We start from the raw sequence: 20,655 nt of genomic DNA, 5'->3' as shown, positions 1-20,655 counted from the left end.
AAAAATCACTAAAAATTAAAAAGTGAAATTTGTATAATCAATTACCAATAATTGTGGTTATTGTTTTAAGAAACCTAAATATTGACATTATGCCATCAAAATCAGCCAACCGTTTTAACACCGATTTTAAAGCCGTTACGCTTGCCGCTGAGCTTATTGAGCAGGGTGAGGTTGACGCGGATAAGGTAATTATACTCCCGGCTGGCGCCGAGGAACGTGCCTATGCCAAAGAGGTGAGGGAGTTAGGTTCTTATATCTCGGCTTACCGCGACAGGCAAATGACATCCATACGGATAAACAGGGAAGGACTGTATGATATGTTGCCCGAGGGGCTTTTTCATGCACCTCCGCAGCCCAGTGAATCGCTTGACGAAGAAGGCATGATCAAAGACATAGCTACGCGCCGCGAGGAGGAAAAACATGCGCGTGCTTTTTTTGCCCCATTTGAAGCAGAACTCTACCACGTTAGGACCATTGTTGAATTATACGAAAGCCGGCTGGACAAGAAAAGCGAGTATAACGAACTGGTAAATATATTCCTGACGGAGTGGCGCGAGTTTAATTGTTTCGATAACAAACAAATGGTAATGCTAATGCATGTGTTACCGGTAATACACGAGCAAAGAAACAATTTGCCGTTCATTAGCAATGTGTTAGGCATTATGTTTCAGATGCCGTTTAAGCTGCAATATCATATTAAGGAAGCAGAGCCGTCATCAGCGGCTAAGGCATTGCAGACCCAATTGGGGCAAGGTACACTTGGTGTTAATTTCATTGCGGGTTTTGTTCAAGAGCCGGAAGAAGAATTGTCTATCACCATTGGCCCGCTTGATGCCAAACAAATGCTCAGCTTTTTGCCGGGAACGCGATCTGCCAGGGCACTTGAGGTTTTGCTCTCTTATTTCATCCCGCTGCAAACCACCTACAATATCCATTATTTAGCAGGCCCCGAGTCGCAGAAGCTTTCCCTGGGACCAGAAGAGGAGAACTCTTGCCTTGGCGTAACTACGTACTTAGGCATTAATTAAGGAAAAACCGATAATGGGAATTGATGACACTCCGGTTGATCAGCTTAGTTTTCAGCAGGTCGAGCAGCGTATCCCATTCTTCTGCAGATAACCGAAGATTATCAACAGGTTTAAGATAGATGTCAACCGTTTTCTGGAAACCCTCTTTAGGGTTTTGCGACACCACCACACCTTTGCCAATTTTAACATCATTTATCTTGTTACCAAGTTCATAATAACAAAAGCTGATCAGGTCGGCCTGGGTTACAATTCTATCTTTTGTTGTTAGCCCGTACTTATAGGCCTGTATACGTTCTGTGGCGCCAAGGCTGTTACGGCCACCTGTAGTAGTGGTCATTAGTCGTAAGCTTTCGTCGCGTAGTTTCAGCATCTCAAATTGCTGTACCTTACTACCCCTGCGAATGTTATTAGCGGCATCGGCCAGTGTTGTCCAGTATTGCAGGTACAACATAGTAGCCTTGTTAGCCGGTTTTATAATAAGGTAGTTAAAAGCTCCTGCCTTGTCTTTAGTAACGCGTGATTTACGCTCTATCAATGCGAGGTTTTGTTCAAGGGTTTTTAGCATGCTGCTCAAAAAGTCGCTGCCATAACTTGCAAATGCTGCTTTCTCATCACGCAGCAGTTCAAATAAATATTCAATAAGCTGGTGCGCGTTGCGGGAGTCAAATCTTTCCGCCCCGCCATTTCTTATGGAGTAACTGCCCTCGTAATTATGGTCGGCCTGTGTATAAGGTATCTCGGAATAATGCGTGTTTTTATCATCAAACAAGTTGTTTACAGATAAAAACAGTTCGCTATTGGCGGGCTTTATCGGGATAATGTTATTGGTATCCTTAAGCCGGTATTTTTGCTCATATAAACGGCGGTTTACCACCGGGAAGCAATTTAAAGATAATTGTAACTCATCTATGGCAGCGGCAGGCATAGCGGCGGGGAAGGTAAGTTTTAACCAAACACAGGGTTTTAAACGTGCCAGGTCTGCTGCATTAAACATCCCGGTAAACACCTGCGGGTAGGCAGCTTTCATGGCGCTTACATCCGCCAGCTGGTCATCCGTTAGCGTGATGAACCGTTTGCTATAATATTCTTTAATATCACGGGTAAGCAAATTAATAATGTTTTGCTCGTAAAATACCGGGCGATTCTCTTTAGCCTGCTCATCCTGGTATTTTAATCCGTTGAGCAATTCTAAATCCTTGTTATCATTAGTGTAGCATTTTACCACTGATAAAAGCGTGTACAGGTCATCGCTTGTTGTATAGTCGGGCCATTCAAAAAACAGCGATAGATCACGCAGGTCTGTTAAGTTTTGGCTGCATTCAATACCCAGCCAAAGTGTATTTGGTTCGTTGCCGGCGCTTTGCTGCGCATTTAGCAGTACGGTTTTGTGTGAGCCATCATTATGCTCATACAGGTACCTTCCACTTGCCGTGTACCTGATGCCGGCATCATAAACCTTTATGTTACCAACAGGTGAAAAGAAAATATCCGTATCGTCCTGCTTTTGCTTTGAGCCTTCATTAGCGTTAGGCTTGCGGTAAAAGAAATGATTGTTGGTACCAAGCACTTCCCCGCTTTCTATTGGATGGCCTTTAAGAACCGCGTGTGCAGGCAATGCCGAAGTGAGATAGTCTGAAGCAAGTATGCGTGATATTTTGTTTAGCACACGGTTCTCCAGATTTTTTACATCGTTTGAAACGTTAAATATTTCCGTGCTAAGCGCCTCTATCAGCAATTTTACCAACGGGTCCATGTCGTTTACGTTGGTATTACCCCAAAAGTCCATTGCATTACGCAACATACGGGTTCGTATCTCTTCCTTACTGTTATAGAAAATTGAGCTCATAAAGTTAAGTTGATAATGGGTTTAGATAAAGTGCTGTAGAAAACATGTAGTTTTCGCCCGTTTGCTGTATTCTGCCTGTCACTACTATTTCTACACGTTTTTTTATTTCGCTGATATTGCGCAGCGGGTAAAACTTATTAACCTCTTTTATGCGCACGTCAAGGTTTACATCATAAATACGATGCTCATGCGTGGTGATTGATTTAAGTAGCGATTGCCTTAATTTTTCTTCCCAGGTGCTTTCACTAACGATCAGTTCAAAGTCGAGCTCCCATATCTCACAACCAAAATCAGGCTTAAAACGATGCTCGCCGAAACGTGTAAAAATGATGAGCTCTAAATATTGGGAAATGGAAGCTCCCAGATCCTGAGTTTCAAGATCCCGACCTCGTAACAATTGGTTAAAAAGCAATGGCTTTTTATAAAGTGACATAGCTTGGTTGATTTAAAAAGAGCTTAAAGGTTAATTTTTCATCCACTGTAAACAATTTTTTTCGTCAATGGTTATATATCCGTCGTGTGGGTGAAAGTCTATTTATCAACAAGCAAATAATTGGACTGTTTTAAGCATAGGTAAGAAAGTTTATGCTTTAGTGAAGGCTGATTGACATAGTTTATCCTTAACCATAAAATTTAATCACAGAGATGAAGCCGATCAACAATAATGAGTTGCGCAGGGCCTATATCAAATTCCTATCATACTTCGCTTTTCTTTTGCTTTTCAGCGTAATGGCCGTGTATTTCTTTTTCATGACAGCCAACCGCGAAGTGCTTATGCTTAACGCCAAAGTAAAGCAGTCAAACAAGTTGATGGCCATGCGTACTGATATCAACGCCAACTTTGACCTTATTATGCTCCGTATGCAGCAGTTGTCTCAATACACCAAAATGAATTCAACGGAGCTTAATAATCAAAACCTTATTTTGAATGATATACAGGAAAGCAACATGAAGATCCAAGCTAAGCTGCAGGATAACCATGTACCACTAAAAAGCTTTGATCTGTATAAAAAACTTAGCGATAATGTAGCTACCGCTGCAAATATTAAAGATTCACTATTCACCACCCGCTTCCAGATAGAAAGTTTACGCTCGCAGGTAGAGGCTTGTAATAAGTCAAACCAATCGGCAGTAAACCGTATCCGCGGGCGTTTTGGCCGTTAATCCTATGAAATTTAGTTTAAAAGAAAAAAGGGAAAAGTTTTTGTTTTTTCTGAGCCTGTTTGTCTTTACAGCCGCAATATTATGTACCGCTATATTTTATAATTATGGCGACAGTAGTGACATATCCAAGGCTGATTTTGCAAGGAGGCTGCAGGAAGAAGAGCGTTTTGAAGCTGTTTGTGCGGAAGCTGAGCCTACCATTGATACAAGTTACGCCCGCATTGTAAAATTTAACCCCAACGTGCAGGCGCTGTTTCTTGAAAACGATATCAGGAACTCTATATCTGCTATACGGTCTTTCTACAATGCCCGGTCGTATGACAACAGGTATAAATTTTTCGTTTACGCATCAAAAATACAGGAGAACCTTTTTTATGACAAACGGGAATTGCGGGGTAACTACAATGACATTAGCAGGTTAAACAAACTATCAGAAGATTGCAAACTATCAAGCCGGCAACTGCAGCAAAGCATGAGCAGCAGGCGATAAACATACATAACCCAATCCTTTAATAATTATCACTAAACATGCAAGACGATCAAAATTATGGCAGATCAGTAAGCACTAACAGGCAGGGCTACATTTTCTTATATATTGTAGTCAGTATTTTGCTGTTGGCGGGGCTGATTTTTTTATTTAAGAGTTCGCTTTTTGAGAAACGTACCGTGAACGCCAGGATCCTGAAGGACGAGATACTGCTGAACGAGGACCTGATCTACTCTGATAACACGCCAAATGCCAAAAGCTGGCTTTGGGAGTTTGGTAACGGCGAAAGGTCTACCAAGCAAAACGGGACTTACCATTACAGCAAACCCGGCGCCTATATAGTAAGGCTAACTGTTGACGGTAAATTACAGCAGCAGTTTCCGGTAGATGTGAAGGAGGTAGCCTTAGCGCCGGTTAGTGCCGATACGCTTATTACCATAAACGGCCCAACCCAGGGCATAGTTAACGAAGAAGTAAGGCTTGAAGCGCAGGGGAACGCGCGCATCTACGAATGGTCATTCGGAGAAACCGGCCGGGTTGACGTTAAAGGCCCTACCGCGCTTTATACCTACCATAACCCCGGTACTTATTTCGTGCGATTAAATACAGATAAAGGTACCCGTCCGGCTTATCACAAAATCCTGATCACCAATCCCGATTCTACTTTTAATACAATGGTTACCCCAGGCGAGGGTGAGCAGCGTGTGATAGACGATATACGCGCGCATCTGCAGGCTATTGCCAACGGCGCCGATTTTAACACGCATTACTATTACCTGGTAAATAAGTATTTCTGCGGCGATGAGAAGATCACGGTGAACCTCGAATCAAACGGTGATAAAAAGCAAACCGACTTTTACTCTTATTGCATGCGCCTCACTTTTGGCGGTGGTATTTATGTTGATGAAGCGCAGATAACGCTTAAGCCAAAGTCAACCTGCTCAAGTTTGCTTACTGTTAAGCAGCATTCTACAACATCAACCCCGGGTATTAAACGTTCAAAATAATTAGCCTTTACCAACATAACATGAAAAACATAATATGCATTTTTTCGCTCATGGTTGCTACGGTTGCTGTAAACGCGCAGTCGCCGGTGTCAATAAGCAAAAAGGTTGCTACGCTGCCTGCTGCCTTTGAGAAACCTAACGACAGAACCAATGTATTTGACGAAAACAAAAAAACAGCCTTACCGTGGATCGTTTTTTCGGATCGTGAGGAGAACTTTACCACTACAGCACCGGGAGGCTCACTGGTGATGAAAAAAATAAAGTTTATGGAGCCGTTTTATGTGAGCGAATCACGCAACGGCTATGTTAAACTCATCAAATATCAGCCGGGCATGGTACAGGGCCGCAAGCTGATCAATAAAAAAGCAGCCCAAAGCTACGGGTGGATCAGTAAGAATAAATTATTGCTGTGGCAATCAGCCTATGTAAGCCCGGCAAGCGGTTATCCGGAGAAGGCTATCGCGATAATATCGGGACAAAATCCGATGATCAACCCGGATATATATTATGACCGTACCGACTCCTTATTGGTGTATAATTCACCCGAGCTGGAGCATAAAAAAACCAAAGTAGCTTTAAACCAGCTTATTTATGTGTTAAAAAAATCTGCTGATGGTAAAACGCTGCTCGTAGGTTCAAACCCGCAACTGGTGGTGGATAGCGCGGCACAGAGTGTATTTGGCTGGGTGCCATCTGATGCCGTTCATGGCTGGGGCGACAGGCTTTACATAAGCTCGGCCAAACCATTTGATGTAGACGCGGATGATTCCGTGGCATCGGTTATTAACCAATCTTTGCAATCTAACGGCCAATCGGCTAACGTGCGCTTTGCTTTTGACCCATTGATTGATGCTGACCAGCCTGTATTGCGCAGTATCCCCGTAATGGGCTATAATGCCGGTTCGCCTATGCAGTTGGGTATTGCCACAGATGTTTACGATAAATCAAACAACAGCATCATTAATATTAAAGGTGGGCATTTGAGCTACAAGCAATACCTGGCCATTCGTAAAAATATCCGTAAAATAAACGTGGTATTTGTGGTTGATGGTGGCTCATCCATGCGCAATTATTTTTCAGGTATAACCAGCTCCATAAAGTCATTTGAAAATGTTTTTGATAACTATAACCGCGGCCGCAAAATTAACTATGGCGTAGCGGTTTACCGTAACCAAACCAACTGTTCAAAAGGTGGTGTAGAGCGCCAGGATTTTAATACCGATTACCGTAAGGTTATCAGCTTCCTTGAAAAGCAAGCGGCTATTACAGCTAATTGTGTGTCGGCCGCAAACAGCCAGCCTGTATTTGACGGGCTGCGTAACGCGCTTAGCATGTTTGCCAACCATAAAAACGAAACCAATTTGATAGTATTGGTAGGCAGTACCGGCAATGAAGAAGCCACAGCCGGCACAATAGCCGATCTTTCTGAAGATATCGCTTCTGCTGACGCCCGTATACTTGCCATGCAGGTTTACGCCGACTATAGTTCTATCTATAACGATTTCGTTATCCAGTCGCGTAAGCTGGTATCAGGATCGGCAGCCTTACTGGCCGATCGTAAGAAAAACCGTATGGTAGTTGGCGAAGGGTTAAGCAATGCGCAGCAGTTTAACGTATCCCTGTCAGATTCCATCTCTTTTTATCTCGATTTTCCAAAAAACAGTTTGATCCAAGGTGCGGTAGTGTTTCCGCCAAAGGGGAGTGTGAAAACTAATCAGGCTATGGAGGCGGCTTTAAAGCGCTTTATGCTGGAAACGCAAACAGATATCCGCATGCAAACCCGATCGCTTGATAGTGTTTTCAGGCTCACTGGCCGGGAGTACCGTTATGTTACACCTGTAGTGTTATCGCAATTGAATTCGCCGCCTGCAACCATTGGGGACGATATGCCGCATAATGCCTTCAAATATTTCCTTACCACCAATGCCCCGGCAAACATGGTAAGCAGTAACCCCGATAAGTTGCAGTACATGATCATCCTTAACGAGGACGAGTATAAGCAAATGAACGATATACTCTCTATGATGATAGGCGAAAACCTGGAGCAGGATGCAGGTAATTTCCGCAGTAAACTGCGCCGGAACTATTTGGATATCATTAAAAAGAATATGGGCCTTAAAATGAGCAATGGCGATATAAAAAATATACTCTTATCAGATTATCTGCAAAAGGTTACCGGCCTGGTGATACCTGCCGGCAAGCAACTGGGTAATTATAAAGTGCGCGATATCAGCAGCACCAGCAATATGCCGCAGCCACAGTTTGAGGCTTACATAGCTTATCTCATCAAGTGCCGTAATACCATCAAACAGCAGGCGCTATTGCAGCAGCGTTTCACATCAAACGGAAAAACATATTACTACGTAACACAGGCAAACTGGCAATAACAACAGCGATATGAGCGTATTGAATTTAAGCGAATCGGTTAAAACGGCCGTCAGGGTGGCACAATCGCTGGCCAAAGAATATCATCACAAAGAATTTGGACCCGCGCACCTCTTAAAGGGTTTGTTGCATCAGGAAGTGGGTTTAAAAAACTTTCTGAACTCGATAGGGAAAGATGCTGCTTACATAGGCGATTGGGCCGATGTACGTATAGAGGATTATCCCCAGGCTATGCATGTGCCTGATGAAATGCTTGGGAACGATGCTGTAAAGGCCGTTTTTGAGGAAGCGGATAACGTTCGTGTAAAGCTTGGCCTTGATGCCATTACCCCTGTTTGCATACTGGTTGCCTTAGCCAAGCCAAATGTTGGTTTTGATGCGGGCCAGCTAAAATCATTTCCTGTTAAAGAAAAAGATATACTGGATATGTATATCAATGAAGAAGATGTAAAACAGGCAGTGTCTGCACCGTCTTTTGAAGAAACATCAGCCGGAAACACCAAAAGTGGTAACGCCCTCTTAAAATACTGTATTGACCGTACCGATCTGGCACGCCAGGGAAAAACAGACCCCATCATTGGGCGCGATAAAGAAACGCGCATGATCATGGAGATACTCAGCAGGCGTACCAAACCTAACGTAATTATTACCGGAGATGCCGGGGTTGGTAAAACGGCCCTTATAGATGGTTTTGCTTTAGATATCATCGGGAACAAAGTGCCTCAATCCTTACAGGGCGTTAATTTATTTGAGTTGGATCTGGGCTCACTAATTGCAGGCGCGTCATATAAAGGGGAGATAGAAGACAGGCTCAAAAATATTTTACGCGAATTAAAGCAGCAGGATAAAGCGATCCTTTTTATTGACGAGATACATACCTTATTAGATAACAAAGGGCCTATCGGCGGCGGCGTAGGTAACTTGCTTAAGCCTGAGCTGGCGCGTGGCGAAATTACGGTAATAGGCGCTACCACTATGGAGGAATACCGGAAGATAATTGAACCTGAACAGGCTTTTAGCCGCAGGTTTGAGGTGCTGCAGGTGGCCGAGCCGGATATAGATACAGCCATAAAAATGCTGGAAAAGCTGGTGCCTTATTACGAGGAACATCACGGGCTAAAAATAGATAACGAAGCTGTAAAAGATTGCGTGCGTTTAGCCAAACGCTACATGAAAGATCGCCGCCTTCCGGATTCGGCATTTGACCTGATGGACCGCACTATGGCTGCGATAAGGTTGATGAATGATACATCAGACCAAACACTTGTTGAACTGAAAGAGAAGCTTGCCGAATTGAAAGCTGATGAGGCAGCCGCGGTAGCCGATTATAAATGGCTGTATAACCTCATGCAAAATAAAACCAGCGCTGTGTTATTGGGGAAACTTGAAGACGAAACGCAGGTAAACACCTTTGAGAACTCTGATGAATACATTAGTTACTTCGAGAAGAACTTACCTGCATTAGCGGAGTTTGCCAAAGAAAAAACAAGCACTGTAGATAAACATGATATAGCTGCGGTGGTATCACACAAAACCGGTATACCTATAGGCAAAATACAGGCGCAGGAAAAAGAGCGGTTGCTGAATATGGAAAGCTTCCTGAAAAAACGCGTGGTAGGCCAGGACCAGGCATTAAAAGCGGTATCTGATGCCATACTGGAATCACGCAGTGGTTTGAATAAGAAAGGGCAGCCAATAGGATCATTCTTTTTACTGGGGCCAACAGGCACAGGTAAAACGGAACTGGCTAAATCCATAGCCGACTTTTTATTTAACGATGAAAAGGCCATGATCCGTTTTGATATGTCGGAGTTTAAGGAAGAACACTCTGCAGCGCTGCTGTACGGGGCGCCTCCGGGTTATGTGGGTTACGAAGAAGGCGGGTTGCTGGTAAACAAAATAAGGCAGCAGCCATATGCCGTTTTGTTATTTGACGAGATTGAAAAAGCCCATCCATCTGTTTTTGATATTTTTTTACAGATACTGGACGAGGGCCATATTCATGACCGCTTGGGTAAAGAAGGCGACTTTTCTAATGCCCTTGTTCTTTTTACCTCCAACATTGGCAGCGAGTGGGTGGCAGATCAATTAACAAAGGGGCAAATGCCTACTTCCGCACAATTAATGGAGATCATGGGTGGGCATTTCAGGCCCGAATTTTTAGCAAGGCTTTCGGAGATCGTTCCCTTTGCGCCCATATCTGAAGCTAACGTGGTAAAGATCTTTGATATACAGCTAAAAAGCCTTACTGATGCCCTGGATAAGATGGGTATTGGTTTTGACATTAGCGAAGAGGCGAAAAGTATGCTGGCCTTAGGGGGCTTTACGCCAAAATATGGTGCCAGGCAATTATCGGGTGTGATACGTAACCGCCTGCGCAGGCCGATATCACGATACATAATTTCTGGCGAGTTAAAGAAGGGGCACACCATTAGCATTGGAAAAGACGGCGAAAAGGAAGAATTGACCTGGGCAATTAATTAATTGCTAATAAGTTAATGCTTTTTAAGCTACAAAACATTTTTAAGAAAAATGAGTTATAATAAAATATACAAGTCACACCTCACACCTTTATTATATGTTTAACTACGAAATTGGAGGGAACGAAGTTAAAGTAGATACCTCAGAAGCGTTTGGCGAGATAGCCCCAAACAAAACACTTTTTATACAGAAACTTACCGACAATGAGCCTTTAAGGCCCGAAAAGGTTGAAGGGTTAAGTACAGTAGAAGCTGTATTTGAACATTATCAGCCCAATGTGGACTTAAATTTAACCCGGCAGGACGGCTCGGCTGTGGTAGAGAATATCAAGTTTAAAAATCTTGGTGATTTTAGCCCTAAAAAGATTGTACAGCAAAGTAGCTACCTGCGCAAATTAAATATTGAGCGGGAGATGTACATGAATATTATCAAGCAGCTAAAAACCAACAAAACCTTAAAAACCACGCTTGATAATGAAGAAACACGCGCCGCTTTTGTGAGTGCGCTAAAAAACTTTGTAAAAGAGCTGGAGCAATAACATCTTTCCCCAATAACCTTAACGCTACACACCTATGGCAACAAATAACGAACAGGCAGTAAATACATCCGGGGAACAGGCATTTAAGCCTGCAGAACGCCCCGCGGCTAAGGAGCTTTCTTTACAGGAAAGCCTTGATAAACTTTCACGTGTTGGTGGGTTTGATCTGTTGGAAACCACTATTGATGGTCTTCAAAATTTAAACCCCGAACGCAAGGCACGTAAACAGATATTTCTAACTGATGATGAAAAGAAGCAGGAGCGTGAGGAGCTAAAGTTAAAGCTAAGCCAGTGGATAACCGCACTCGAAGAAGGTTCGTCTGTTGCTGAGATGGTTGAAAAGAGCAACGAAAAACTACAGCTTGCCGAAGAAAACCTGAACAGCAATATAAAAGAAGCGCTGGAAACAACCAAAGAGTTGGAGCAAGCCTACCGTTCGGTTCACCTGTTTTACAAGAATACCGAGGCAGACAAGCTTAAAAACGTAGTGGTAATGAATGCCAGTATGGAACAACTTAAAGAGTTGGATAACCCCCGTTTTATTGAATATGTAGGTAACGAGCTTAAACAGAATTATGATAGGTTAGACCTGCGTAAAAACTACTCTATTATGGTGATACCCGGTTACCTGGGTTCAAATAAAGTAGTGGAAAGGTGGTCAAAAATGGCATACGAGAACAAAGTGATGCTGGTTACCGATTTTGCCGACCTTGACCAGCCGGATGATGTGGTAGACCTGTTTACCGCGGCCAATCTTACCGGCGGAGACGCTTTTAAATCAAACACCATAATGACCTGTAATTGGGTTGTGGGCCGTAACAAAGTTGCAGAGGTTGGCGAAGAGGATAACCTGTATGTGCCGGGCTCTGCGGCACTCGCTGGTAAAATGTATTATACCTTAATGTCGCAGGTTACCGCGGGTAAAAAACACGGTGCAGTAAACGAGGTTGATGGGGTGCGCTTTGACCTGAAGAAAAGCGAAATATCTCACCTGGAAAGGATTGGTTTGGTACCAATGGTTAACGAGTATGGCAAGGTAATGGCATTCTCGGCTAAAACCCTGTTCAATGGCGATAATATTGGTTTGCAAACCTATTCGGTGGTGCGTGTATTTGACTATATCACTAAAGTATTGTTTGACTTCCTGAACCGCAGGGCATTTGAAAACTGGAACTCAAAAACAGAGCAGGACCTGCGCAGCCAGATCGTGAAGTTTTTAGATAATATACAGGGACCTGACCGCCTGATAGAACGTTTCAAGATACTCCGTTTTGAACGTGACGAGGTGCAGAAAGACCGTATTCACCTGGATATTAATATAACACCTTATTTCCCTGCTAAAAGCTTTGTAGTTAAACTTGATGGCCACAAAGGCGAAGATGGAAATACTAGCTGGGAAACTGATTATAACCAGCAATAATGTAACAAAAGGCCGGCAGCATAGCCGGCCTTTTTGTTACATTAAGTTTAACTGTACTGTTCTTTATTGTTAAATTCAGTTACTTTTGCTCCTGTTAAATGAAACAGGTAGCAATAGTAAACGCGGATATTAACAAAACAGATACCACTACGGCTTTGATAGAAGCTTACAGGGAGGGTGCGGAAAGTGCCGCTGCTACTGTTAAAGTTATTGTTATTGCCGACCTGAAGTTTAACCCCAACAAACCCTTGTTAGGGCGCCCTGTAGAAGTGGAACCTGATCTGGCCGATGCCCTATCGAAGCTAAAGTGGGCCAGCCACATTATTATTTTTTGCCCTGTTTATAAAAGCTCTATCAATTTTAAGATCAAAGGATTTTTTGATCGTGTTTTTCTTCCTGATCAGGTATTTGTGGTTAACCAGGGTAATTTTAATAATGATTTCAGAGGCCGCACAGCACGTATCGTGTCTATCCTTGATGAAGAAGCCTGGGCCGATTGGCAGTTAAATCAAAAACCAACTTACCTATCTATAAAAAAGAATGTGCTGGAGCGTTGCCGTATGCATCCTGTCCATACCAGTACCATCGGCCATTTATACTCGCTCAACAACGATTATACCCAAAAATGGCTAAAAAAGCTGTTTAACTTTGGCGCAAAAATAATTTAATATACATAGCGTTAAAAAATAAATACTTTCGTTAAAACAATACTTTGCCTATTTTGTAGTTAATATTATAATTACCGACGGTCGGTATTTATACATTAACCTTTAAAATTTATCGTTATGGCTTTCAAAGCAAGATTAAATTTTTCGGGCAAAGAGTACGATGTACTTAATTGCTCGTATGCCCTTAACCGCGATGTTGACTCAAAAGGACGCCCGTCCTCAGGAGTATATGGCGGAACAATCGACATAGAAGTGGAATCTACAGAAGACACCTCCGTTGTCGAGTCTATGGTGAACAACCAGTACAAGCCTCTTGCAGGTACTTTGCTAATTAAAAAGTCTGAGGAAGATGCTAAAATGAAAGAGCTGACTTTTGAAGACGGTTACATTGTAAAGTATTCTGAAGGATTGGACATCACTGGTGACACACCAATGAGTTACAAATTCACTATCTCGGCGCGGAAACTAAAATTAGGTAGCGCGGAGCATGTGAACGATTGGCCGGGTGTTAAAGCTTAACACGCTGGTTTGTAATTAAGGGGCAGGGTTTTTCTACCAGGCCTAAGGTTTTACTTTAAATTTTATTAAAATGGCTTTCAAAGCAAGAATTAATATTGGCTCAAAAGAGTTTGACGTATTGCAGTGCAGCTATGCGCTAAGCAGGGATGTTGACGCGAAGGGTCGTCCGTCGTCTGGTGTATATGGTGGTACCATACAGGTTGAAGTTGAATCAACTGAAGATACTTCAGTGATCGAATCAATGGTAAACAACCAGTACAAACCGTTAAGTGGTACTATTACCTTTAAAAAATCAGAAGAAGATGCCAAAATGAAAGAATTAAGCTTTCAGGATGGTTACATCATTCAATATAACGAAGGTTTATCTATCGTAGGTAACGCGCCTATGTCATTAAGCTTCGTGATCTCGGCCCGTGTTTTAAAAATCGGTAACGCGGAGCATGAGAACGATTGGCCTAAATAAGCCATCGCGCAATCAGCCTTTCGTATAAAATGGTACAGAGGAGATACGAAGTTTATCTCCTCTTTTTTTTCCAATTAGTTCTTTATTTTTTATGCAGAAAAAGAAAAGAATAATAAAGCCGGGAGCGAAGACTACTAAGAAGAAAAAAATTTCCGTTACGCCAACGGCCATGGAATATATTGATCTCTTTAACAAATGCGTAATAAAGAAGGAGAAGATTGCGGAGGTTGATAAAGTTATTGATGATAAGATAGTTCCTAACCGAAACCGTTATGAGCAAATTTCAAATTTAGTACGTGGTGGAGGGTCAAATACATTGCTTTTTGGCAGCCCACCGTTATTTCAGCAACCTAACCCTTTCTATAAAAAATTCAGCGCTGCCGATCGCTTACTGTCAGCAGACAGTTCGATAATTAACAACGCTACCCTTACTGCTCCGTCGTTCAACTTCAACAACGGAGGGCAGTTCAATATGCTGCAAGGGAAGTTTACACAAACTACTGATAGTATGTTTGGGCTAAACCGCGATCTGTTTGCCACAGGGTTCTTCAATAGTTCTTCGGTACCCTGGTATTTCCTGGCTTGTGTCCATTATATGGAATGCAGTTTCAGCTTCAAAAAGCATTTACATAATGGTGACCCTTTAACAGGTTATACCGTACACGTACCGGCCCATCGCCCTAAAGTAGGGCATCCACCACCATTTACTTTTGAAGAAAGTGCTGTTGATGCTATAAAACTCATGAAATATGACCAGGTGACTAACTGGAGCCTGCCATTCATCTTACTTAAGCTGGAGGGTTACAATGGGTTTGGGTATAACCGAAAGGGCGTAAAATCGCCCTATTTATGGAGCTTTTCAAACCATTACATAAAAGGCAAGTATGTTAAAGATGGGGTGTTTGACGCAGAGGCGGTTTCATCACAAATGGGATCGGCTGTGATATTAAAACGCATGGAAGACCGTGCGTTGATCAGCATACCGAGAAATTAAGCAATGAATACGTTTAAATACATACGACTGATTGCTGCAGTGTTGCTACTGCACTGTGCGTACGGCTGTGAAAGCCAAACCGCGGGGGCAAATACTGCCGTTCAGAAAAAAGCGTCCGACAGCCTTGCAAGTGAAAAAAAGCAACCAGCGTTAAATGACGAGCAGTTATTCAGGGCATTTTTCAATAAGTTTAAAAATGATGTGAAAACTCATAACAAGCAACAACTGCGCTCCTTGTTCAATTTTCCTTTACAAACAAATCCGCAGTGGTCAAACGATGAGTTAAAAAATACCCGTATCGATTACAGATCCGGCTTAATCGGCGCGGCCGAGTTTGATAAGTTCTATGATGATATTTTTACTAAGGACGCCACTAAGCTCATACCGGAAAGTAAAGAAGACGATCTGTCAGAAATAGATAAAACCACTACGGAAGACTATTATAAAAAGTTAATGTTAGCAACGGATAAGGGCAGTACCTTATACGAGCTGCAACAGCAATATACACAGGATAATGGCCAGGAAACCTCGTTTGGATTTGTGTTTGGGAGGATAAAGGGGCAGTACAAAGTTATGAGCTATTACCGGCCCTGGCCTTTAAAAGACTAAACCTAAGCATACATTATGGAAACAAAGATCAAAGTAGATATAAATATTGAGGGGACGCCTATAACGCACTTCTCATCATTTAACCTGGAGCAACGGTTTAATGAGCATCAATCGTTTCAGTTGCGCTTTAACCATGACCAGGTGGAGAGTTCCAACAAGGTGACGCTCGAAAAATCTAAAGATTTTATTGGCAAGAACTTAACCGTTCAATTTGGCAGGGGCGAGGATACCGAGCATCAGTTCATCGGTAAAATTACCCGTGTTGAAATAGCGCAGAGCCACGGTTTTCAGGGTGATATTGTTATCAGCGGTTATAGTCCTACAATTTTAATAGATCGTGGGCCTGATCTGGGGTCGTATTTAAATAAGGACCTTAAAACCATTATTCAGCAGGCAACTGATGATGCGCCTAAGAATGATCTGAACCTGAACATTAACCCCACTTATACCTCGCCAATTGATTATATTATTCAGTACCGCGAGAGTGATTTTGATTTTATCAATCGACTCTCGGCAGAGTACCATGAGTGGTTTTATTATGACGGGGTTAAGCTCAATTTTGGGAAGCCTTCCAAGCTTGACGAGGTGCCGTTAATTTATGGCCGCGACTTGCACAGCCTTCAATATGGTTTGCAGATCGCGCCCTTGAAATATCAAAAATTTGCCTATCACTCCCTGGAAGATAAATTGCTTAGCTCCAAACCCGCGGAAGCCAGCGGCAGCAACCCAGATCTGTCTCATGTGATAGCTGCTTCAAACCAGGTGTACAGCAAGCAATATAACGGGCCGATAGATGTGCGGGTAAGTAACCAAAAGGAGATAGATACGTTTGTGAATGATGAGCACAAAGCAATAGTATCAGAGTTGCTGAACATTATGGGCAATGGCGATAACCCGCAGGTTAAGCTGGGCTCAATTGTAAATATAAGTACCAGCATGCGTGCTGCAACCGGTTTTGAGGTGCAGGACTTTGGTAAATTTCTGGTAACAGCGGTTTATCATCAGTTAGATGGTGTAGGGCACTATCAGAATACTTTCGAGGGAGTGTCTGCTGATAGCGAAAAGTTGCCGGTACGCCATGCTGAAAAGCCAATGCCTGATATGCAACTCGCTATAGTGCTTGATAATAACGACCCCAAAAAGCAGGGCCGTATTAAAGTACAGTTCAAATGGCAGTGTACCGCTAATGACCCAACTGAATGGCTGCGCGTAATGAGCCCTAATGCAGGGCATGGTGACACCGGAAAAAACCGGGGTTTTTTGGTTGTGCCTGAAGTGGGTGATCAGGTTATTGTTGCTTTTGAAGAGGGAAATATCGCCCGCCCGATCATCATGGGCAGCGTATACCACAGTAATAACGTTGATAGTGGCGGTTTTAGCAACAGTAATATCAAAGGGATGACATCCCGCCGGGGTAGCCATCTCAAATTTGACGATGCCGCGCATGCCCTCTCCCTGGCAACCTCTTTATCAAACATGATACATGTTGATGAGCCGTCGGGCTCATTAACAGGCTCAGCGGCAAATACTGTTACCCTGCAATCCGCAGCACCTGCACAAGGCGCGGCTGCGGATAATAGTTTAATTATTAGCAGCCAAAAGGGTGCTGTTGATGTTGTGGCTAAGGAAACCGTTACTATCACTACCGGCCAAAGCTCGATCAAGCTGTATAAAGACGGAAAAATTGAACTTACAGGGCTTGAAATTACTATAACCGGTACCACTTCGGTTACTGTAAATGGTGGCACTATTAAATCAACCGCTAAACAAGAACAAAAACTTGAAGGTAAGCCTGTAAACATCAACTAAACCATGAGCAATTTTAAGTTTTTTGATAATAAGAATGTTGAAGAGGTAGCCTCTAAGCCTTTAGAAAATACCAATGAGGTTGATTTCACGCTTAAGTCATCAAAGGGCTCCAGCTTTCAGATAGATTATGATTCTGAGCTTATTGCCTTAGGCAATAAAGTGCTCGGCATTAAAAGTGAATCTGTTTGGACAGTGACCGATATTGAGGTTGTTACCGACGGCTATATAGTAATGGTTGAAGTTACACGACACGATGTGATCAACTCGAACCAATTGCTAAACGGCATGATTGATTTTAGTAAGCTATTCAATGTTCCGCTTGTTGAGATGGTGCTGAAATTAGACCTCGCGGGCAATTTAAAGGAGGTGCTTAATCGCCAGCAGGTGTTTAAACGTTGGCAGGAAGTACGGGAGCAATTGATACCGGTGTTAAGCCCCGAAGAAGTGAAAATGATTATTCCCAATGCCGACCAGCAGTTTAACAACCCTGTAACAATGCTCCAGTCGGCCATTGTTTACAACCTGTTCTTTATGCCTGTTTATGGACACAAAGTAAAAGGCGAAACAAAAACCATAGCCAGTGGCCGGTTCACTTCACAGCTTTTTCAGGATAAGATCATCCCATACACCATAACTAACAAAGTGGAGAACATACACACGGCAGATATAGAATTAAATTTTAATTCAGATATATCCGCTTTTAATAAAAAAGACCTGGAAAGTATTTACAATGCTGTTTATAAGGAGGCCTTAAATGGCGACAACTTTAATTATAACATATCGCTTACAGGGCGCGGTACTTACGATGTGCAGACCGGGCAGGCAAGATCTTGTTTCTTTAAAATAACCGAAAAAGCCCACCCCGATCTGTTTTTTGAGGGCAGTTATTTAATTAGAAAGGTTTAAAATGAAAGACTTATATGTTCCGGATCAGGCCTATCTGGTTTGTACGGAAGGGCTGAAGATACAACAGATAAAAGTTAACAGCCAGCAAACGATCTTTATAGCACATGGCAAACTGGCTGCTACGATAAAAGACAGGACGAGTGCAAATTTTATTTGTGCAAAAATGATCATCGCTGCTGCTATAGCGGCAGCGCTTATTTGTGCAATTGTAATAGTTGCAGCACCCGCGGCTGTTACTATTGGTGCAGGTGCTGCTATGGCTGCAGCTGCTGCCGGCGGTGCAGCTGTTGGAGCTATGCTGGCAACTGTGCCACCAACATGTGCTTTGTTAACTATGCCTAATGATTGGGCGCCGGTTCACCCACGCGTTAAGTTTGAAAAGAAAGAAGCTTTAATAGCCAAATCAATTGTTCCATGTATACTGGGCGGAAAGGTATTGATACAATACTCCAAAGAAGCGGCACAGGCTGCCGTTGACATGAAGAGGAAAGAGTTTGCCTTTAAACTGGCATTTGTTATTGCAGCTTCGTACCTGGCTGGCCCTGCCGCCGAGGGCGCGGGTACCGCTGTGACTACAGTACGTGGTTTAATGAGTGCCTTTAGGTACCGGGCTACGGCAAGTTATTTGGGAAGTCTCGGTATTGGCCTGGGTACTAACTTTGCTTTAGACAGGACTAAGGATGAAGCAAAAAAATGGCTTTATGCTCAAACCCCGGTAGGCGAATATGTTGAAGGTTATGATACCAATATTGATAATATACGCAACTCGGTTCCAAAGGCCGAAGAAAGTTCTCCGATAGATCCATATGATGATTCTAAAAGGTTTGGTGAATCTACAAAAGCCGGCCATGATCATGTTGGCAATCGTGTAGGTAATTATGAAACTATTGATTATGAATCAAGAACAATTGCTAATAGTAATACCGGTGGTTTAGAAGAGTATCATACAGATCGGGTATCAAATGCAACACCGGGAGCTATACCTGAAAGAAACCCAACAGTAAATAACCTGCCGGGTAATGATATATATTCAGATCAATCCGGCACATACATGCATGAGGAAAACTATCGGCAGGAAACCGGGCGCGAGTATAGGCCTATGTCGGCCGGCGAAAACGCAGGCGTTGCAGGTAACACTATCAAAGGCTGGAGCAAAGATTATTTCGCAACAAAACCCAAATTTAAGCCAGGAGGTGTTGAGGGTGGTGGTTTAGTAATGGACGTGGCCCAGGATGCTTATAAAGGTGTGACAAATATGATATTAAAAGACGATATTAAAAATTACGTTAACGCGCTGCAAACTGCAGAAGCAGCAGCTAAGAAATCTATAAAGGTTGTTGAAGACGAAATATGAAGTTTGTAACCCTTGTTAGCTCATTTCTGGTTATATGGTTATTTTATTGGCTATTTATTATATATAGAGTAGTTGATATTATAGCAGAAATAAAGCCGGTTACAATTGAAGGGGCCCAGATGGGTCACGCTGGCCCCATAGGTTTAGTTAAAGAGTTTTATATTACTAAAATATCTTTGGGAAATACTCCGGGGATAACGAAAAACAGCTCGCCTATATCAAGGGTTTATACAGGCTTAACCCTCTCGAAGTTTATGCTTCCAATGGGAGATATCAATAGGGTTAAAACCGTAACTTTTTATGCTCTGCCGCCAAATGCAAGCGGTAAAATTATACATTTCGCCGCTACGGCAGGCAGAGAAAAAGCGTCTGGCTTGCGTTTGGTGATAGATGTTTTTAACTATGTATTACATAGCCTTATAGTATTGCATGTAGCTATTTTTATTGTATTTGCGCTGTTAAGAGATATTTATAAGCGGACGAAAAAAGGGGTTGACGTAACTGATGAAGTTAATTGGGTTTACAACCAGTCGAATCTATCCAAACCTATAATGTTTGCATTTGTACTATTCTTTATAACATTAATATTATGAACAAGAATTTAATAGCCATAGTAAGTATAATAGCGCTTGTAATTGTAGGGTGGGTGTTTTATAATATACTTTTTAATAAAAGCAACAGTACAGATATTTCTGCTATAAAAGACCAGGTACAATCCGGCCAGTATGATTTTGATGAGGGCAAACGCCTGATGGACAGTGAAAAATATGCCGAGGCTGAAAAGCATTTCCTGGCAGTATTGCAGCACAAGGATAATCTTGGAAAAGAAAGTTATATCAACACATTGGTTAATCTTGGTGTTTGTTGCGCACAACAACAAAAATTAGCTGATGCAGAAAAATACTGGAAAGAAGCAGCCGACCTTGGTGACGAAACAGCCAAAAATAACCTGGCACTGTTACATAAAGCGGGTTAAA

Annotated in this window: 20 protein-coding genes; 18 read left to right on the top strand and 2 right to left on the bottom strand. The window is 42.6% G+C overall.

Features of this window, described 5'->3' with window-relative positions; all coding sequences use genetic code 11:
- Positions 1-89: 89 nt before the first annotated feature.
- Positions 90-1,028 carry a type VI secretion system baseplate subunit TssG gene (locus CKK33_RS00575; protein WP_143822872.1) on the top strand — a complete coding sequence of 313 codons (939 nt, stop codon included), beginning with the start codon at positions 90-92 and terminating at the stop codon, positions 1,026-1,028.
- Here the strand turns inward: CKK33_RS00575 and CKK33_RS00570 are convergent.
- Entirely contained in the window at positions 1,021-2,874 is a 1,854-nt protein-coding gene (locus CKK33_RS00570; protein ID WP_095702234.1) for a type VI secretion system baseplate subunit TssF, read from the bottom strand. The genes CKK33_RS00575 and CKK33_RS00570 overlap by 8 nt on opposite strands.
- Positions 2,875-2,878: 4 nt before the next feature.
- Positions 2,879-3,307 carry a GPW/gp25 family protein gene (locus tag CKK33_RS00565; RefSeq protein ID WP_095702233.1) on the bottom strand — a complete coding sequence of 143 codons (429 nt, stop codon included), beginning with the start codon at positions 3,305-3,307 and terminating at the stop codon, positions 2,879-2,881.
- Positions 3,308-3,519: 212 nt separating this feature from the next.
- Here CKK33_RS00565 and CKK33_RS00560 point away from each other — a divergent pair, with 212 nt between their 5' ends.
- The 17 genes from CKK33_RS00560 to CKK33_RS00480 all read left to right on the top strand — a co-directional run bounded on the left by CKK33_RS00560 (position 3,520) and on the right by CKK33_RS00480 (position 20,654).
- Complete coding sequence (locus tag CKK33_RS00560) at positions 3,520-4,038, top strand: type VI secretion system TssO (protein WP_095702232.1); 519 nt, start codon at positions 3,520-3,522, stop codon at positions 4,036-4,038.
- A 4-nt stretch (positions 4,039-4,042) separates the two neighbouring features.
- The gene (gene tssO, locus CKK33_RS00555) at positions 4,043-4,528 is read left to right on the top strand and encodes a type VI secretion system TssO (RefSeq protein WP_095702231.1); all 486 of its coding nucleotides are present in this window, start codon (positions 4,043-4,045) and stop codon (positions 4,526-4,528) included.
- Between the two features lie 38 nt (positions 4,529-4,566).
- Positions 4,567-5,532: a PKD domain-containing protein gene (locus CKK33_RS00550; protein ID WP_095702230.1), complete on the top strand. Its 966-nt coding sequence runs from the start codon at positions 4,567-4,569 to the stop codon at positions 5,530-5,532.
- A gap of 20 nt (positions 5,533-5,552) precedes the next feature.
- Positions 5,553-7,919, top strand: a complete 2,367-nt coding sequence (gene tssR / locus CKK33_RS00545; protein WP_095702229.1) for a type VI secretion system protein TssR domain-containing protein — start codon at positions 5,553-5,555, stop codon at positions 7,917-7,919.
- A 10-nt stretch (positions 7,920-7,929) separates the two neighbouring features.
- Positions 7,930-10,401 (top strand): ATP-dependent Clp protease ATP-binding subunit, encoded by a 2,472-nt coding sequence (locus CKK33_RS00540; RefSeq protein ID WP_095702228.1) that lies wholly within the window; start codon positions 7,930-7,932, stop codon positions 10,399-10,401.
- 94 nt (positions 10,402-10,495) lie between these two features.
- A complete protein-coding gene (locus tag CKK33_RS00535; RefSeq protein ID WP_095702227.1) occupies positions 10,496-10,936 on the top strand; it encodes a type VI secretion system contractile sheath small subunit in 441 nt (146 codons plus the stop codon).
- Between the two features lie 34 nt (positions 10,937-10,970).
- On the top strand, positions 10,971-12,356 hold the full coding sequence (locus CKK33_RS00530; protein WP_095702226.1) for a DUF5458 family protein: 1,386 nt from the start codon (positions 10,971-10,973) through the stop codon (positions 12,354-12,356).
- Between the two features lie 98 nt (positions 12,357-12,454).
- On the top strand, positions 12,455-13,024 hold the full coding sequence (locus CKK33_RS00525; RefSeq protein WP_095702225.1) for an NAD(P)H-dependent oxidoreductase: 570 nt from the start codon (positions 12,455-12,457) through the stop codon (positions 13,022-13,024).
- Between the two features lie 117 nt (positions 13,025-13,141).
- A complete protein-coding gene (tssD, locus tag CKK33_RS00520; RefSeq protein WP_095702224.1) occupies positions 13,142-13,543 on the top strand; it encodes a type VI secretion system tube protein TssD in 402 nt (133 codons plus the stop codon).
- A 70-nt stretch (positions 13,544-13,613) separates the two neighbouring features.
- Positions 13,614-14,006 carry a type VI secretion system tube protein TssD gene (gene tssD / locus CKK33_RS00515; RefSeq protein WP_095702223.1) on the top strand — a complete coding sequence of 131 codons (393 nt, stop codon included), beginning with the start codon at positions 13,614-13,616 and terminating at the stop codon, positions 14,004-14,006.
- A gap of 91 nt (positions 14,007-14,097) precedes the next feature.
- Complete coding sequence (locus CKK33_RS00510; protein ID WP_143822871.1) at positions 14,098-15,000, top strand: hypothetical protein; 903 nt, start codon at positions 14,098-14,100, stop codon at positions 14,998-15,000.
- A gap of 3 nt (positions 15,001-15,003) precedes the next feature.
- Positions 15,004-15,609 carry a hypothetical protein gene (locus CKK33_RS00505; protein ID WP_095702221.1) on the top strand — a complete coding sequence of 202 codons (606 nt, stop codon included), beginning with the start codon at positions 15,004-15,006 and terminating at the stop codon, positions 15,607-15,609.
- A gap of 15 nt (positions 15,610-15,624) precedes the next feature.
- Positions 15,625-17,418, top strand: a complete 1,794-nt coding sequence (locus CKK33_RS00500) for a type VI secretion system Vgr family protein (protein WP_095702220.1) — start codon at positions 15,625-15,627, stop codon at positions 17,416-17,418.
- Positions 17,419-17,421: 3 nt separating this feature from the next.
- Positions 17,422-18,324 carry a hypothetical protein gene (locus tag CKK33_RS00495; protein WP_095702219.1) on the top strand — a complete coding sequence of 301 codons (903 nt, stop codon included), beginning with the start codon at positions 17,422-17,424 and terminating at the stop codon, positions 18,322-18,324.
- A gap of 1 nt (position 18,325) precedes the next feature.
- Positions 18,326-19,678, top strand: a complete 1,353-nt coding sequence (locus tag CKK33_RS00490) for a PAAR-like protein (protein ID WP_095702218.1) — start codon at positions 18,326-18,328, stop codon at positions 19,676-19,678.
- The gene (locus CKK33_RS00485) at positions 19,675-20,271 is read left to right on the top strand and encodes a hypothetical protein (RefSeq protein ID WP_095702217.1); all 597 of its coding nucleotides are present in this window, start codon (positions 19,675-19,677) and stop codon (positions 20,269-20,271) included. The genes CKK33_RS00490 and CKK33_RS00485 overlap by 4 nt, the downstream gene beginning before the upstream one ends.
- Positions 20,268-20,654 carry a tetratricopeptide repeat protein gene (locus tag CKK33_RS00480; RefSeq protein ID WP_095702216.1) on the top strand — a complete coding sequence of 129 codons (387 nt, stop codon included), beginning with the start codon at positions 20,268-20,270 and terminating at the stop codon, positions 20,652-20,654. The genes CKK33_RS00485 and CKK33_RS00480 overlap by 4 nt, the downstream gene beginning before the upstream one ends.
- Position 20,655 lies beyond the last annotated feature (1 nt).

It is taken from the genome of Mucilaginibacter sp. MD40, from assembly GCF_002288635.1.
In the GTDB taxonomy this organism is placed as follows: domain Bacteria; phylum Bacteroidota; class Bacteroidia; order Sphingobacteriales; family Sphingobacteriaceae; genus Mucilaginibacter.
Note: the sequence above shows the minus strand (reverse complement) of the source record. Positions and strands in the feature narration are given on the sequence as shown.